The 16,077-nt window shown below is 66.9% G+C and carries 12 protein-coding genes; 11 read left to right on the top strand and 1 reads right to left on the bottom strand.

Annotation, left to right across the window (positions count from 1 at the left end):
- Position 1: 1 nt before the first annotated feature.
- The 6 genes from mrdA to ACZK45_RS18610 all read left to right on the top strand — a co-directional run bounded on the left by mrdA (position 2) and on the right by ACZK45_RS18610 (position 9,268).
- Positions 2-2,089 (top strand): penicillin-binding protein 2, encoded by a 2,088-nt coding sequence (gene mrdA / locus ACZK45_RS18635; RefSeq protein ID WP_125893449.1) that lies wholly within the window; start codon positions 2-4, stop codon positions 2,087-2,089.
- On the top strand, positions 2,086-3,198 hold the full coding sequence (gene rodA / locus ACZK45_RS18630) for a rod shape-determining protein RodA (protein ID WP_032130317.1): 1,113 nt from the start codon (positions 2,086-2,088) through the stop codon (positions 3,196-3,198). Before mrdA ends, rodA (ACZK45_RS18630) begins: the two co-directional genes overlap by 4 nt.
- 192 nt (positions 3,199-3,390) lie before the next feature.
- A complete protein-coding gene (gene rodA / locus ACZK45_RS18625) occupies positions 3,391-4,470 on the top strand; it encodes a rod shape-determining protein RodA (RefSeq protein ID WP_049421382.1) in 1,080 nt (359 codons plus the stop codon).
- Between the two features lie 1,060 nt (positions 4,471-5,530).
- Complete coding sequence (gene mltB, locus ACZK45_RS18620; protein ID WP_478445060.1) at positions 5,531-6,676, top strand: lytic murein transglycosylase B; 1,146 nt, start codon at positions 5,531-5,533, stop codon at positions 6,674-6,676.
- Entirely contained in the window at positions 6,673-7,947 is a 1,275-nt protein-coding gene (locus tag ACZK45_RS18615; protein ID WP_478445059.1) for a septal ring lytic transglycosylase RlpA family protein, read from the top strand. Before mltB ends, ACZK45_RS18615 begins: the two co-directional genes overlap by 4 nt.
- A gap of 100 nt (positions 7,948-8,047) precedes the next feature.
- Positions 8,048-9,268, top strand: a complete 1,221-nt coding sequence (locus ACZK45_RS18610) for a D-alanyl-D-alanine carboxypeptidase family protein (protein WP_032130313.1) — start codon at positions 8,048-8,050, stop codon at positions 9,266-9,268.
- Between the two features lie 174 nt (positions 9,269-9,442).
- On the opposite strand, the gene ACZK45_RS18605 is transcribed toward ACZK45_RS18610, so the two are convergent.
- Complete coding sequence (locus ACZK45_RS18605) at positions 9,443-10,516, bottom strand: lipid A deacylase LpxR family protein (protein ID WP_032130312.1); 1,074 nt, start codon at positions 10,514-10,516, stop codon at positions 9,443-9,445.
- A gap of 261 nt (positions 10,517-10,777) precedes the next feature.
- Here ACZK45_RS18605 and ACZK45_RS18600 point away from each other — a divergent pair, with 261 nt between their 5' ends.
- From ACZK45_RS18600 to ACZK45_RS18580, 5 genes are all read left to right on the top strand, one after another.
- Positions 10,778-11,056: a YbeD family protein gene (locus tag ACZK45_RS18600; protein ID WP_005411067.1), complete on the top strand. Its 279-nt coding sequence runs from the start codon at positions 10,778-10,780 to the stop codon at positions 11,054-11,056.
- On the top strand, positions 11,044-11,754 hold the full coding sequence (lipB, locus tag ACZK45_RS18595) for a lipoyl(octanoyl) transferase LipB (protein ID WP_032130311.1): 711 nt from the start codon (positions 11,044-11,046) through the stop codon (positions 11,752-11,754). Before ACZK45_RS18600 ends, lipB begins: the two co-directional genes overlap by 13 nt.
- Positions 11,755-11,772: 18 nt before the next feature.
- A complete protein-coding gene (lipA, locus tag ACZK45_RS18590; protein ID WP_049421379.1) occupies positions 11,773-12,783 on the top strand; it encodes a lipoyl synthase in 1,011 nt (336 codons plus the stop codon).
- A 252-nt stretch (positions 12,784-13,035) separates the two neighbouring features.
- Positions 13,036-15,213, top strand: a complete 2,178-nt coding sequence (locus ACZK45_RS18585) for a carboxy terminal-processing peptidase (RefSeq protein ID WP_032130309.1) — start codon at positions 13,036-13,038, stop codon at positions 15,211-15,213.
- Between the two features lie 242 nt (positions 15,214-15,455).
- Complete coding sequence (locus tag ACZK45_RS18580) at positions 15,456-16,064, top strand: DUF2242 domain-containing protein (protein WP_032130308.1); 609 nt, start codon at positions 15,456-15,458, stop codon at positions 16,062-16,064.
- The last annotated feature ends 13 nt before the right edge of the window (positions 16,065-16,077 follow it).

The raw sequence follows: 16,077 nt of genomic DNA, 5'->3' as shown, positions 1-16,077 counted from the left end.
CATGATCCCGCGCCGCCAGGTCAAGAACCCCCACGCCGAAGCCGAACAGTTCCGCCGCCGCGCGGCGCTGGGCTTCCTGGGTGTGCTGGTCTGCCTGCTGGGCCTGGGCGGCTGGTACTTCAAGCTGCAGGTGCTGGACCACGACGTCTACGCCACGCGCTCGGAAGCCAACCGCATCAAGCCGCGGCCGGTGGTGCCCGGGCGCGGCATGATCTACGACCGCAACGGCCGCCTGCTGGCCGAGAACGTGCCGGCCTTCCGCCTGGACGTGACCCCGGACAAGGTCAAGGACATGGACGCCACCCTGGAAGGGCTGGCGAAGATCATCAGCATCAGCCCGGAAGAACTGGAAGCGTTCAACAAGTCGCGCAAGGCGCGCCGCAAGTTCCTGCCGGTCACGCTGAAGCTGCGCATGAGCGACGAGGAGATGGCACGCTTCGCCGTCGACCGCTGGCGCTTCCCCGGCGTCGAGCTGGAACCCTATCTGACCCGTCGCTATCCCTATGGCGACCTGTTCGCGCACATCATCGGTTACGTCGGCCGCGTCGATGACAAGGACCTGGAAATCCTCGGCGAGGGCAATGCCGCGCTGACCCACATCGGCAAATCCGGTCTGGAGCGCTATTACGAGCAGCAGCTGCGCGGCAAGGTCGGCTACGAGCAGGTCGAGACCAACGTGCAGGGGCGTGCGATCCGCACCATCGGCCGCGTCGCCGCGCAGTCCGGCGCCGACCTGCGGCTGTCGATCGACGCCGACCTGCAGCGCGCCATGGTGGCCGCCTTCGGCGACCAGGAAGGCTCGGCGGTGGCGATGGACCCGCGCACCGGCGAAGTGCTGGCGATGGTCAGCCTGCCGTCCTACGACCCCAACCTGTTCGTCAACGGTATTTCCCATGCCGACTTCAAGGCGCTGAACGACAACCCGTCGCGGCCGCAGTTCAACCGCCTGGTGCTGGGTGGCGTCGCGCCCGGTTCCACGCTGAAGCCGCTGATCGGCCTGGCGGGCCTCGATTCGGGCGTGCGCCGCCCGGAAGACAAGGTGCTGTCCACCGGCATGTTCTACCTGCCCGGCACCTCGCGTGGCTGGGGTGACTCGCACCGCGGCGGCCACGGCTGGACCGACCTGCGCAAGTCGATCGCGCAATCGGTCAACACGTACTACTACAAGCTGGCGCTGGATCTGGGCATCGAGCGCTTCGACCATTACATGGAGTACTACGGCTTCGGCCAGCCGACCGGCATCGACCTGACCGGCGAGATCGGGGGCATCCTGCCGTCGCCGGCCTACAAGCGGAAGAGCCGCAAGGAAGCCTGGTATCCGGGCGATACAGTCAACATCAGCATCGGCCAGGGTGACTGGAAGGTCACTCCGCTGCAGCTGGCGCGGGGCGTCAGTGGGCTGGCCAACGGGCAGCTGCGCACGCCCCATCTGGTGATCCAGCAGCGTGCGGGGTTCGACCACGACTGGATGGCGACCGACCCGGGCGAGAGCAAACCGGTCAGTCCGAACCCGAACAACCTGCAGGCGGTGCGCGAAGGCATGATGGCCACCATGCTGCCTGGCGGCAGCGCTGCGCGGATGGCGGCCGGCGCGCCTTACACGATGGCCGGCAAGACCGGTACCGCGCAGGTCATCAGCCGCAAGGGTACCGCCGCGGTGAATCCGAAGAGCCTGCCGATGCACCTGCGCCACCGCGCGTTGTTCGTCGGCTTTGCGCCGGTCGAACAGCCGGTGATCGCGCTGGCGATCGCAGTGGAGGGCGGTGGTTACGGCGGCGCGGCGGCAGCGCCGATCGCACGCAAGGTGTTCGACGCCTACCTGCTGGGCAAGATGCCCGAAGGCATGCAGCCGCTGGACAGCGAGCGCGGCACCACCGCCATCGGTGCAACCGCATTCGACAACGAAGATGTGGGCGCGCGCCAGGCCGGTGACCTTGCTGCGGCACAACTGGGGGAACACCCCGTGCTGATTGGCGTGCCTGCGCCGGAACCGGCACCCGCACCCGCACCCGCACCGCAGCCGGGGCCGCCGGCCGCCGCCGCGCTGCCGGCCACGCCACGCCCGACCACCGCGGAGCCCGCACGATGAGAGTGTTCCTGCGTTGGGCCGGCGACATGCTGCGCCGCTTCTTCAGCACGCTGGACTGGGTACTGTGCCTGGCCCTGGGCGCGCTGATGGTGATCGGCCTGGCCACCTTGAAGAGTGCCGGTGGCGACGGCCTGGTGATGGCCCAGGGCGCGCGCTTTGCAGTGGGCATGGCCGCGCTGTGGGGCATCTCACGGGTACCGATCCTGCGCATCCGCTCGGCCACACCGATGATCTACGCGATCTCGATGATCCCGTTGCTGGCGGTGTTCGTGCTGGGCACCGGCAAATACGGCCGGCAGTGGCTGGACCTGAAATTCTTCTACCTGCAGCCGGCCGAGCTGCTGAAGGTCAGCCTGCCGATGATGGTGGCCTGGTACCTGCACAAGATGCCGTTGCCACCGCGCTTCAATACCGTGCTCGTGTCCCTGGTCATCATCGGCGTACCGACCGGCCTGGTGATGCTGCAGCCGGACTTCGGTACTGGTGTGCTGATCGCCGCCAGCGGCGTGTTCGTGTTGCTGTTGGCCGGCCTGCCGTGGTGGTGGGTCGGGCTGGGCGTAGGTGGCGTGGCTGCGGTCGCGCCGGTGGCCTGGTTCTGGCTGCTGCGGCCGTACCAGAAGGACCGCATCATGATGTTCCTGGACCCGGAGATGGATGCACTGGGAGCCGGCTGGAACATCATCCAGTCGAAGATCGCGATCGGTTCCGGCGGCTTCGATGGCAAGGGCTGGGGCGAGGGCTCGCAGTCACATCTGAACTTCATTCCCGAGCAGACCACCGACTTCGCGTTCTCGGTGCTGAGCGAGGAGTTCGGCTGGATCGGCGTGGCCACCGTGCTGGCGCTGTACCTGGTGGTGATCGGGCGCTGCCTGTGGATCGCCAGCCAGTCGCGCGATTCCTATTCGCGCCTGCTGGCCGGCGCCACCGGCCTGGCGTTCTTCGTCTACGTGCTGGTGAACGGCGGGATGATCTCCGGCCTGCTGCCGGTGGTGGGCGTGCCGATGCCGCTGATCAGCTATGGCGGTACCTCGGCGGTCTCGCTGCTGGCCGGCTTCGGGTTGGTGATGGCCGTGCGTAGCCACAATCCAGTGCACGGCGGCTACGGGTAACACCGGCCCCGCGCTTCGTCGCGCTTCCATATGCTCGCTTGCTTCTCGCTGTTCTGTAGAGTCGAGCCATGCTCGACTGCTTCTGCTGCATGAAAGGCAGTCGAGCATGGTTCGACTCTACAGACGCAGAAGCACCCTGACAGCTTCACGCAAGCGCGCGTTGTTACCGTGGCCAGCGTGGACTGGAAACGAATGCTTGGCGGCTGCCGTGAGGCGGTGCGCACGATCGACCTGCCGTTGCTGGTCGCGTTGTTGATCCTGATGGGCGCGGGGCTGGCGGTGCTGCACAGCGTTTCCGGTCCGGTCACCGGGCAGGCGGCGCGCTTCGCCGGTGGCCTGCTGGCGATGTGGCTGCTGTCGCGTGTTTCGCTGCTGCGCCTGCGCGCGTGGACACCGGCGCTGTACGCGCTGTCGATGCTGCCGCTGATGGCGGTGTATGTGATCGGCACCGGCAAGTACGGGCAGCGCTGGCTCAACCTCGGCGTCTTCTACCTGCAGCCCTCCGAGCTGCTCAAGCTCAGCCTGCCGTTGATGATGGCCTGGTACCTGCACCGGCAACCGCTGCCACCGTCACCACGCACGGTACTGACGGCCGCAGTGCTGATCGGCGTTCCCGCCGTGCTGATCCTGATGCAGCCCAACCTCGGCACCGCCACGCTGGTCACCGCCAGCGGCGTGTTCGCGTTGTTGCTGGCGGGCCTGCACTGGGGCTGGGTGGCCACCGGCGCGGTGGGGCTGGCGGTGGCCGCGCCACTGGCCTGGCTCGGCGTGTTGCGGCAGTACCAGAAGGATCGCGTACTGACCTTCCTAGACCCGGCAGCAGACCCGCTCGGCACCGGCTGGAACATCCTGCAGTCGCGCATCGCGATCGGTTCCGGTGGCTGGCAGGGACGTGGCTGGGGGCAGGGCACCCAGGCCACACTGGATTTCCTGCCCGAGTACACCACCGACTTCGCGTTTTCGGTGCTGGCCGAGGAGTTCGGCTGGATCGGTGTGGCGACGCTGTTCGCGCTGTACCTGTTCGTGGTCGGGCGTTGCCTGTGGATCGCAGTGCACGCGCGCGACACGCATGCGCGGTTGCTGGCCGGCAGCCTGGGGCTGGCGTTCTTCGTCTACGTATTGGTGAACGGTGGAATGATTTCCGGCCTGCTGCCGGTGGTGGGCATTCCGATGCCGTTGATCAGTTATGGCGGGACATCAGCGGTCTCGCTGCTGGCCGGCATCGGACTGGTGATGGCGGTACGTGGGCACCGGCCCGTGCACGGGGGATAGGGTTTCCAGCCAACGGCGCAGCCCCTCGTGGGTGGTCGCGCAAAGCAGTTCATGGGTGGGGCCGGGTAGATGGGCTGCGCAGGGGACGCTGCAAGTACGTCCATGTAAGCTCGGTCGCCGCATCCATGCGGCTCACGCCCCTGCGCAGCCCATCTACCCGGCCACGGACAGGTTCCGTGCGCGTCCACCCACGGAGAAGAAAAAGAAGATCAAAAGCAAAAGCGGCCTGGCGGGTCGCTTCCTTGCTTTGTGTAGAGCCGAAGGCAGCGGCAGGAGCCGCTGCCAACGTCGCCCACGGCGACGGCCCGAAGGGTGCCGGTCAGGACGACCGGCATAGCCATGCTCGGCTCTCGAGCAAGCGCAGCGCGCGACCCGCTTGTGATCTTCTCTTTCTTCTCCGTGGGTGGCAGACCACCGAAATCTGTCAGAGGGCGGTCGGGTTGGGTATGCGGGGGTGCCAGCCGCATGGATGCGGCTGCCAAGCCTCCAGGGACGGATTCACGGCGTCCCCCGCGTACCCAACCTGACCGGCCCAGCGGCGGCTTCTGCTTTCCGCAACACACCCCACCCACGAGGGGCTGCGCCGTTGGCTGGAAACTTCCTGACTCTGCGCAACGCCCGTTGTGGAAGCGTTCTCACAACGATGCACGGCAGCACGCCCACTGACCAAAGTCCGGAAAAAGCGTTAGCTGGTTCACACTTTTACAGCGCGTTGATCCTGATCAATGGACTTGTCGTAATCGGCCTGCACAATGGCGGCCCGTTCGGCACGGCGCGCCGTCAATCGTTGCAGCGCGAGGGGGCGTCGGGCGGGAAGCAGTACTGATCCAACGGGTACAGGGAGCGCGGAGCACTGCCACTGGGGAGCGGCAGCCGCGCGGGTACCGACCGGATCCGGTCGCCGGTTGCGTCTGCGGGGATGGGGACGCAACCGGCAACCTCTATCTGAATGGGGAAGTGTGATCACGACGTCTTCACATTTCCCGCTGCTCGCAGGCAAATCGTTGTGATTCATGGTGTTAGGGGTTTTAATTCATCCATGACCTGCTAACCTGCGACGATGATTCGACGCACTCTGGCCTGCATGCTCACCCTCGGCCTGGTCGCCTGCGCGACCCAGCCGAAGTCCCCACCGTCTTCGCCCCAGGCCAGCAGTACGCCGCGCCAGCCCGCCGCCAAGGCCCATGGCCCGGCCGAGGCCGCGCCCGAAGCCGCTGCCGCCACCGCGCCGCCGGTCGATCTCACCCCGGTGCCGTTCGAGGTCGCACGGGCCCGCTTCATTGCCGATACCGCCAAGCGCTATGGCCTGAAGCCGGAGCAGATCAGCAGCGTGCTCGACCAGGCGCAGGTGCGCCAGCCGATCATCGCCGCGATGTCGCGCCCGGCCGAACGGGTCAAGCCGTGGAACGAGTACCGGCCGATGTTCATCAGCAAGGCGCGCATCGATGGCGGCCGCGCGTTCCTGGCCCAGCATCGCGCCGAACTGGATCGCGTCCAGCAGCGCACCGGTGTGCCGGCCGAAGTGATCGTGGCGATCATCGGCGTGGAAACCAGCTACGGGAAGAATGCCGGCAGCCACCGCGTGCTGGATGCGCTGTACACGCTGGCCTTCTATTACCCGCGCAGCGGCGACCCGGCCAAGCTGGAACGCGAAGTGCGCCGCGAGCTGTTCTTCCGCGATGAGCTGGCCAAGCTGTTCGAGCTGGGCCGCGAAGAGAACCTGGACATCACCACGCTCAAGGGCAGCTATGCCGGCGCGATGGGCATGGGCCAGTTCATGCCGTCCAGCTACCTCGATTACGCGGTGGACGGTAATGGCGACGGCCGTCGCGACCTGTTCACCAGCTACGACGACGTGTTCTCGTCCATCGCCAACTACTTCGTGAAGAAGGGTGGCTGGGTGCGTGGCGGGCAGGTGGCCGTGCCGGCCACGTTGGCGCCGGGCCGCGAGGAATTCAATCCGACCGAATGGATGCCGACCTGGTCGCTGGCCGACCTGACCAAGCGTGGCTACCAGCCCAGCGCAGCGGTGCAGCCGGGCGCCACCGCCACGCCGATCACGCTTGAAGGCAGCACCGGCAAGCAGTACTGGCTGGGCTTCCAGAACTACTACGCGATCACCCGCTACAACCTCTCGAAGATGTACGCGATGGCCGTGTTCCAGTTGTCCCAGGCCATCGCCGGACAGGAGCTGCCCCCGGCATGAACATCAGATGGCTGGTCCCAGGCTTGATCGTCCTCGCGCTGGCTGCCTGCAGCAGCGCGCCGAAGAAGCCGGCCACGGCCGGCCATGGTGGCAAGTCCGGCGGCACCCTGGTGCAGGGGCGCGGCCCGCGCCCGGCACACTGCCCGGAAGGATCGCCCTACGCGGCGGCCAAGGAAGACCTGAGCACCCGCGGCAACTACACCGCCGGTGGCCTGTACAAGCCGGGCGTGCGTGACAGCACGCCGGACTACATTCCCAACGTGGCCTGCATCCCCGAGCCGGAAGTGACCGCGGAAGAACGCTCGGCGATCGGCAACAAGACGCCGTACGTGGTGCTGGGCAAGTCGTACAAAGTGCTCGACGACACCCGCAACTATGTCGAGCGTGGCACTGCGTCGTACTACGGTGCCAAGTTCCATGGCCGCCTGACCTCCAATCGCGAGGTCTACGACATGTACCAGTTCACCGCTGCGCACAAGACGCTGCCGCTGCCCAGCTTCGCCCGCGTGACCAACCTCGACAACGGTGAGTCGGTGATCGTGCGCGTCAACGATCGCGGTCCGTTCCATGATGGCCGCGTGGTTGATCTCAGCTATGCCGCCGCTGTGCGCCTGGGCATCACCCAGCGCGGCACCGGCAACGTGGAAGTGCGCGCGCTGCAGCCGGGTGAGGGCAACCTGCTGGCGCAGAAGCCGTCGCGCCGCGAGCGTCGTGCTGCGGAAGCTGCCGCCGCCAGCGCTGTAGCCAGTGCGCGCCCGGCACCGCCCGCGCGTGCCGCCGTCGACAGCGACATCGATCGCCTGGTCAAGGGGCTGCCGGCCGATGGCATGCCGGCGCGTGGCCAGCCGGCCACCACCCAGGGCGTGGCCAGCACCGTGCCGGATGTGGCGGTCAGCAGCCTGCCGCCGAGTGCTCCGCCGGTGCGCAGCACCGCATACGCGCCAGCTCCGGCGGTCGTTGCCAGTACCACGCCGCGCGCCGCTGCGCAGGCACCGGTCCGCACCGCCGCCGCTACCCCCAGCCTGTCGCAGCAGGTGGTGGGCGCAGTCATGGTGCAGGTTGCCAGCTTCTCCAACCGTGACAACGCCAACCGCGCGATGGGCCAGCTCAACGCCGCCGGCATCGTCGGTGCGACCATCAGCGATATCGCCGCCGGTGGCCGCACCCTGTTCCGCCTGCGCGTCCCCGCCAGCGACCATGCCAGTGCCGCGGAACTTGTCGGCCGCATCGCCGGTCTGGGGCTGGGTTCGCCGCAGATCGTCAAGGATTGATCCACCCGGGCCGGTGCTGCCGGCCCACGCTGCCCCGGCCTTACAATGGCCGCTACGTTCCACCCTCCATTCCCGGCCGTCCCCTGGAGCCTGCTGTCCAATGAATTTCCGTTCCGCCGCCACCGCCCTGGCCGCCACCCTGGTGGTGGGCCTGGCTTCCGCCCAGACGCCGCTGCCGACTCCGGCCACGCCGGCGCCTGCCGCCGCCGCTGCCGCCCCGGCCACCGTCGCCACTCCGCCGGCGCCGGCGCCGAGTGTGTCCAAGGCCTGGGTGCTGATGGATTACGCCACCGGCCAGGTGCTGGCTGGTGAAAACATCAACGAACAGCTGGCTCCGGCCAGCATCACCAAGGTGATGACGTCCTACGTGATCGCCGCCGAGGTCAAGAACGGCAAGGTCCGTGCGGATGACCAGGTGATGATGAGCGAACGCGCCTGGCGCGAAGGTGGCGCGGGTACCGATGGCAGCTACAGCGGCTTCCCGGTCAACCAGACCGCGCGCCTGGAAGACATGGAAAAGGGCATGGCGATCCAGTCCGGCAACGACGCCGCGATCGCCCTGGCCGAGCACGTGGCAGGCAGCGAAGAAGCTTTTGCGTCGCTGATGAACAGCTATGCCGCCAAGATCGGCATGAAGAATTCGCACTTCGTCAACGCCCATGGCCTGACTGCGCAGGGCCACCACAGCACCGCCTACGACCTGGCGCTGCTGGGCCGTGCGATGGTGCGCGATTACCCGGAAACCTACGCGTACAACAAGATCAAGGAATTCCAGGTCGGCAACATCAAGCAGCCGAACCGCAACCTGCTGTTGTGGCGCGATGGCAGCGTGGACGGCATCAAGACCGGCCACACCTCGGAAGCCGGTTACTGCCTGATGAGCTCGGCCCAGCGCGGCGACCAGCGCCTGATCGCCGTGGTGCTGGGCGGCCAGTCGGAAAAGCAGCGTGCCGATGACAGCCTGGCCCTGCTGAACTGGGGTTTCCGCTTCTTCGAGACCCACCGCCTGTACGAGCCGGGCAAGGCCGTGGCCGAGCACAAGGTCTGGAAGGGCACCACCGACAAGGTGCAGCTGGGCGTGGCCCAGCCGATGCTGGTGAGCGTGCCGCGTGGCCGTTACAACGACCTGAAGCCGAGCATCGACGTGCCCAAAACCCTGGAAGCACCGTTCACCGCCGGCCAGCAGATCGGCACCGTGAAGGTGATGCTGGATGGCAAGCTGGTGGCCGAAGCGCCGCTGGTGGCGGTGGCTGCCGTCGAACAGGCCGGCTTCTTCAAGCGCCTGTGGGACAGCTTCTGGATGTGGTGGGAATCGGAATGATCCACGCCCCGGCGTGGTGAAGGAAAAGGCCGGCAAATGCCGGCCTTTTCTGTTTCGGGATGCCGCTTGCGCATGAATCCTGCCGGATGTGGGTAGTGCCGGCCGCTGGCCGGCTCCTCATGAACCCATCCGGATATGCCGGCCCCGGTGTGCCGACCAACGGTCGGCACCTACCTACAGCGAGCGGCTGATGGTGAAGCTGCCGAACACCGGCGCTTCGCGCTGGCCGTTGAACTCGCGCGTGCTGTGGTAACGCGCCGCGGCGAACTTCCAGCGTCCGTACATCACCGCCACGCCATAGCCGCCGTAGGCCACCACATGGCGCTTGTCCACACTGTGGCTGTTGCGGAACGTGTTGCCATCCAGCGTGATGTCACGGATCACCCAGGCGGCGTCCGAGGTCGCGAACAGGTGCCAGGACCAGCCATTGGGACGGCCGCCGCGGGTCGGCGCAGTGTTCTCACCGGCCGGGCGCAACGGCGTGCTGCCGAAGTCGTCCGGCAGCTTCCAGCCGAAGCGCACTTCACCGCCGAGATTGGCCTTGGTTTCCAGGTTGCCGATTGATCCGCCGTAGTGGCTGATCGCGTCCCAACCCCAGCCGTCGGCATTGACGCTGGCATCGCCCGGCCAGCGGCGCATGCGCTCATGGGTCAGCATGAACAGGGGCTCGTTGTGCAGCTGGTTGTCCCAGCCCTTGAATTTCTCGTCGCCCAGTACTTCGTGCACCGCATTTTGCACCTGCTTGCCCTGTGCCCACGGGCCAACCACGCCCAGCGTCAGCTGGGTGGTCTGCAGGCGGTCGCCGCTGCGCGCATTGAAACCGAAGTTTGCGATCAGTACGCCGGCGTAAGGGCGGTCGTCCTCGATCAGGTCCCTGCGGCTGAAATCGGTCGGGGTGAAGATGCCCTGGCCGATGCTGAAGATCATGTTCTGCTGTTCGAACTTGCCCGGATGCAGCCCTTCCAGGTACTGGTTCACCCAGCGGGCCATGCGTGGCAGGCAGGGGTCGTCGGTGTAATCGACCAGATTGGGCGAGACCAGGGTCAACAGTGCACCATTGGTATAGCCCTGGTCCTGGTGGCGGCCGCCGAACAGGTCGTTGTCAACGCGGAAATTGACCTGCGGAGGGTGGTCGCGCATCGCGTCCGGGCCACATTGTTCGGCCGCCTGGGCGGCGAGGGGGAGGGCAGCAGCCAGCAGGCCGGACAGCCCGAGGGCTGCAAGGCGGCGTTGGGAAGGGGGGCTCATGTGGAGGTTTTTTCTGTCTGTCGTTATATGCCGCGACACGGTACTCGTGCGGGCGTGATGGAACGAGCGCGTTCGAATCACTTGTCTGTTCCGAAAACGACATTGTCTCGTGAAGACAATCCTGCACTGTCCTGCGGCGCCCCAAGGGGCAACGGCCAATGCTGAACGGCCGTTCAGCTGCAACGCAGCGACTCACCGGTGCACTGTTTGACGTTGATGAATACTCTTGGGTTTGTTGGCCTGCGGCCCGATAATGGGGGCATGGAAATCAAGTCCGACAACCCCGACCACGGCTTCCAGTTCCCCGGCCAGTTCGAGCTCAGTGCCATGGGCCCGGCCAACCGCGGCCTGGAACATGAGCTTCCCCGCCTGCTGCTGGCTGCCGGCATCGATGTGGTGAATGAACGCATCAGCTGGAAGCATTCCTCCAACGGCAAGTACGTGTCCGTGCGCATCGTGTTCAAGGCCGAGAGCCGCGAACAGTACGACCTGGCGCACCAGGCACTGCGCGACCACCCGGAAGTGAAGTGGACGCTGTAGCCGACAGCTGCCCGGCCGAAGCCGCCCCGGAAGACCGCGCGCCGCGCCCGGCGCTGGTCCGCGACCTCGGCCGCCAGGCCTATGAACCGGTGTGGCGCGCCATGCAGCGCTTCACCGACCAGCGCAGCGAGGCCGACGCCGATGAGCTGTGGGTGGTCGAGCACGACCCGGTATTCACCCTGGGCCAGGCCGGCAAGGACGAGCATGTGCTGGCGCCGGGCGAGATCCCGGTGCTGCACGTGGACCGCGGCGGCCAGGTGACCTATCACGGCCCCGGCCAGCTGGTGGTCTATCCGCTGCTGCGCCTGCCACGGCTGGGCATCGGTGTGCGCGACTACGTGTGCCGCATCGAGCAGGCCATCATCGATACCCTGGCCGAGTGGAACATCGGCGCCGAACGCCGTGAGGGCGCCCCGGGCGTCTACGTCGGTGGCGCCAAGATCGCCGCGCTCGGCATCCGCGTGCGCCGCGGCTGTACCTTCCATGGCCTGGCCTTCAACGTGGCCATGGACCTGGAACCTTTCCACCGCATCAACCCCTGTGGCTATCAGGGGTTGCAGGTGACCTCGGTAGTAGACTTGGGCGGGCCCTCCGGGATGGAGGCCGTCAAGCCGGTGCTGCTGGACCACCTGGCCCGCCAGTTCGGCCTGCTGCTGCAGCCCACGCCCGAACTGCCTGATCTTTCTGCGGCCGCCTGACCGCCCCCCGGAACTGCCATGACTGAAACCACCGCCCGTTCCATTCCCCTGCAGATCGTGCAGGGCGACTCTCCGTCCGCCGCGCCGTTGCAGGCCGGGGTCAAGCAGCTGGGCGGTGACAAGATCAACCGCTCGCCGGTGCAGTTCGCCGATGCGCCGGTGCTGCGCAAGCCGTCCTGGATCCGCGTGCGCATTCCCTCGGGCAATGCGGTGCAGAACCTGAAGGCCAAGCTGCGCGAGAACCGCCTGGTGACGGTGTGCGAGGAAGCCAGCTGCCCGAACATCCACGAGTGCTTCGGCCACGGCACGGCAACGTTCATGATCCTCGGCGAGGTCTGCACCCGCCGCTGCTCGTTCTGCGACGTCGCCCACGGCCGCCCGAAGCCGCCGGATGCCAACGAACCGGCCAGCCTCGGCCAGACCGTGGCCGACATGGGGCTGAAGTACGTGGTGGTGACCAGCGTCGACCGCGATGACCTGCGCGACGGCGGTGCCCAGCACTTCGTCGACTGCATCAGTGCCATCCGCGCGAAGTCGCCGGGCACCCGCATCGAAGTGCTGACCCCGGATTTCCGTGGCAAGGGCCGCATGGAGCGCGCGCTGGAGATCCTGGCGCAGAACCCGCCGGACGTGTTCAACCACAACATCGAAACCGTGCCGGACCTGTACCGCAACGTGCGCCCGGGTGCGGACTACCAGTGGTCGCTGAACCTGCTGAAGAACTTCAAGGCGCAGCACCCGGACGTGCCGACCAAGAGCGGCATCATGCTGGGCCTGGGCGAAGAGTTCGAACAGATCAAGGCCACCATGCGCGACCTGCGCGCGCACGACGTGGACATGATCACCATCGGCCAGTACCTGCAGCCGACCGCGCATCACCACCCGGTGCTGAAGTACTGGACGCCCGAGGACTACAAGGCGCTGGAAGACTACGGCTACGAGCTGGGCTTCAGCCACGTGGCCTCCGGCCCGATGGTGCGCTCGTCGTACCACGCCGACGTGCAGGCCAAGGGCGCCGGCGTCTCCTGAGGTGGGTGCGGACCGTTGGTCCGCACGCCTTCGCCAAGCACGGCCCGGCGCTGCCAATGGGTGCCACCACCATCGTGGGTGCGGACCGTTGGTCCCACGCCTTCGCCTGCATTCACAATTTGCTACACCGGCCCGGCTAGGCTGGTTTTCCACCGAGCGCGGCCGGGTGACAAACCCGGCAACTTTCGGCACTGTCGTGGTGTCTTAACACCCCGCAGTCTCCCCCTTGGCAAGGCGCCTTCGAGCACGTCAATGAAATTCAAAGCCCCCGCATTCCTGATGGCCCTGGCGCTGGTCGCGCCGCTGGCGCTGGCGGCCAAGGCCGATTCGCCGGCATTGCCCGCTGCGGCAACCGCCGATCAGGTGACCACCTCCAAGCTGGTGTACGGCCTGCTGTCCGACAGCCGCTACGCGTACCGCCCGCGTGCGCTGGACGAGGCCACCTCCAAGGACGTGTTCAAGCGCTACCTGGAGACGCTGGACGGCGGCAAGCAGTACTTCACCCAGGCCGACGTGGCGCGCTTCGCGCCGTTCGAAGCCAACATTTCCTCGGCCATCCGTGGCGGCGAGCTGGAGCCGGCGTTCCAGGTGTTCGCGGTCTACAAGCAGCGCGTCGGCGAACGTGTGGCCTACGCGCGCAAGCTGCTCAAGCAGGAGCCGGACTTCACCACCGACGAGCGTTTCGAATACGACCGCAAGAAGGTGCCGTGGGCGGCCAGCAGCGCTGAACTGGATGAGCTGTGGCGCAAGTCGGTCAAGAACGACTGGCTGCGCCTGAAGCTGGCCGGCAAGAAGCCGGACGACATCCGCAAGACGCTGGACAAGCGCTACGCGACGCTGGAGAAGTCGGTCAATGAACTGAAGGGCGAAGACGTCTTCCAGTTCTTCATGAACTCGTACACCAGCGCCGTTGACCCGCACACGGATTACTTCACGCCGCGCACCGCCGAGAACTTCAACCAGGCGATGTCGCTGTCGCTGGAAGGCATTGGTGCGCAGCTGCAGCGCCAGGACGACGTAGTGGTGATCCGCGAGATCATCGCCGGTGGCCCGGCCGCAGTGGATGGCACGCTGAAGCCGGGTGACCGTATCGTCGGCGTCGGCCAGGGCAAGTCCGGCCTGGTCGAGGACGTGATCGGCTGGCGCATCGACGACGTCGTGGCCAAGATCCGCGGCGCCAAGGATACCCAGGTCAAGCTGGAGTTCATCCCGGCTGCTGAGGGCGCCGACGGCAAGCACCACACTCTGGTGCTGACCCGCCAGAAGGTGCGCCTGGCCGAACAGGCCGCCAAGGGCGAGACCATGACCATTCCGGCCGCCAATGGCGAGCCGGCGCGCAAGGTCGGCGTGATCAAGCTGCCGACCTTCTACCAGGACTTCGAAGGCCGTCGCCGCAACGCGGCCGACTACGCCTCGGCCACCCGCGACGTGGCCAAGCTGCTGGCCGGCTTCAAGAACGACAAGCTGGACGGCGTGGTGCTGGACCTGCGCAACAACGGTGGTGGTTCGCTGGATGAAGCCATTGAACTGACCGGTCTGTTCATCGAGCAGGGCCCGGTGGTGCAGGTGCGCGAGTCCGGTGGCCGCGTCACCGTCAACAGCGACCGCAACCAGGGCGTGGCATGGGATGGCCCGCTGGCAGTGCTGATCAACCGCGGTTCGGCCTCGGCTTCGGAAATCTTTGCCGGTGCCATCCAGGATTACGGCCGTGGCCTGGTGATCGGTGAGACCAGCTTCGGCAAGGGCACCGTGCAGAACATCGTCGACCTGGACCGTTGGCCGAGTGGCGAGACCCAGCGCTTCGGCCAGGTGAAGCTGACCATCGCCCAGTTCTTCCGCATCAGCGGCAGCAGCACCCAGCACAAGGGTGTGGTGCCGGACCTGGCCTTCCCGGCCAGCGTCGATGCCACCGAGTTCGGCGAGAGCACCTACGACAACGCGCTGCCGTGGACCCGCATCGCTGCCGTGCCGCACACCCAGTACGGCAACTTCGCGCCGCTGCTGCCGAAGCTGGAAACCCGCCATGACGCGCGCATCGCCGCCGACAAGGAATTCCAGTGGTGGAACGAGGACGTGCAGCAGTTCCGCACCGAGGCCGCGAAGAAGTACATCTCGCTCAACGAGGCCACCCGCCGCGCCGAGCGTGAGCGCCAGGACACCCAGCGCAAGGAGCGCCAGGCGATGCGCAAGGAGCTGGGCCTGGCCCTGGACCCGCTGGCCGATGACAGCAACGACGACGGCCTGACTGGCAACGAGCGCGACATCGTCAAGGATGCCGCCCGCGAGAAGGCTGCCGAGAAGCGTCCGGACCCGCTGCTGCGCGAGTCGGCCTCGATCCTGGCCGATGCGGTGAACCTGCTGGCCAATGATCGCCCGCTGTCGGCGCAGGTGCTGCCGCAGTCGACCGGCGCTGGTCGCTGGGCGGACTGAGCCGGCGACGGCATGTGATACCCGAGGGGCCGGCATTGCCGGCCCCTTTCTGTCTGGGGACCTCGTTCACGGTAGTGCCGGGCCATGCCCGGCGAGCGAAGTGCCACAAACGACTTAATCCCCTCCGTCCCCTTTTCTGTGCATGAACCGGCAGCAACGGGGTGGCTCGGTCACGCCGGTTTCAACCTGCCGCACACGGCCGCAGGGCTACCCTTGGCGGTACCGTCCTCGCAGGAGTACCCATGCGGGCCTCCCGTCTTTCCAGTGCTGCCGTGGCGCTCGCCAGCGCCCTGATCCTGTCGGCCTGTGGTGGCCGCGCCGCCGACAGTACGTTGCTGCGCGAATCCTTTGATTCCGGCGACACCTTCTCGCGTACCGTCGATGGCCGCCCCGGTGACGCCTGCGAGGCCGCGCGGCGCACCCTGCTCAGCCAAGGCTACGCCATCGCCCGCTCCGACGAAGCGCAGGTGGAAGGCAACAAGAACTTCCAGCCACGCGAGGACGACCACGAGCAGCTGGTGCTGCGCATCTCCTGCGCGCCGCGTGGCAGCCAGACGCTGGTGTTCGTCAGCGCGGTGCAGGACCGCTATGCGTTGAAGAAGAGCCCGACGTCGGCCAGCGTGGGCGTGGGTGCATTGGGCTCGGTGTCGCTGCCGTTCGGCAGCAATGACGATTCGCTGGTGAAAGTGGCCAGCAGCACCGTCACCGATGCCGGGTTCTATCAGCGCTTCTTCCAGCGCCTGCAACAGTACCTGCCGGCGGATGCTGGCAAACCCGCACCGCCTGCGCTCGCGCCGCCCGAGCCTGCATCGTCCGAGCCCGCACCGGCCCGCAGCACGGATCAAGGGTGATCGTGCGCGGCAC

This window comes from Stenotrophomonas sp. 63632_Sma (assembly GCF_056482875.1).
Note: the sequence above shows the minus strand (reverse complement) of the source record. Positions and strands in the feature narration are given on the sequence as shown.

Excerpts from the sequence above, each read along its gene's own strand:
- mrdA (WP_125893449.1), top strand. The coding sequence starts at position 2 with ATGATCCCGCGCCGCCAGGTCAAGAACCCCCACGCCGAAGCCGAACAG.
- rodA (WP_032130317.1), top strand. The coding sequence starts at position 2,086 with ATGAGAGTGTTCCTGCGTTGGGCCGGCGACATGCTGCGCCGCTTCTTC.
- rodA (WP_049421382.1), top strand. The coding sequence starts at position 3,391 with ATGCTTGGCGGCTGCCGTGAGGCGGTGCGCACGATCGACCTGCCGTTG.
- mltB (WP_478445060.1), top strand. The coding sequence starts at position 5,531 with ATGATTCGACGCACTCTGGCCTGCATGCTCACCCTCGGCCTGGTCGCC.
- ACZK45_RS18615 (WP_478445059.1), top strand. The coding sequence starts at position 6,673 with ATGAACATCAGATGGCTGGTCCCAGGCTTGATCGTCCTCGCGCTGGCT.
- ACZK45_RS18610 (WP_032130313.1), top strand. The coding sequence starts at position 8,048 with ATGAATTTCCGTTCCGCCGCCACCGCCCTGGCCGCCACCCTGGTGGTG.
- ACZK45_RS18605 (WP_032130312.1), bottom strand. The coding sequence starts at position 10,516 with ATGAGCCCCCCTTCCCAACGCCGCCTTGCAGCCCTCGGGCTGTCCGGC.
- ACZK45_RS18600 (WP_005411067.1), top strand. The coding sequence starts at position 10,778 with ATGGAAATCAAGTCCGACAACCCCGACCACGGCTTCCAGTTCCCCGGC.
- lipA (WP_049421379.1), top strand. The coding sequence starts at position 11,773 with ATGACTGAAACCACCGCCCGTTCCATTCCCCTGCAGATCGTGCAGGGC.
- ACZK45_RS18585 (WP_032130309.1), top strand. The coding sequence starts at position 13,036 with ATGAAATTCAAAGCCCCCGCATTCCTGATGGCCCTGGCGCTGGTCGCG.
- ACZK45_RS18580 (WP_032130308.1), top strand. The coding sequence starts at position 15,456 with ATGCGGGCCTCCCGTCTTTCCAGTGCTGCCGTGGCGCTCGCCAGCGCC.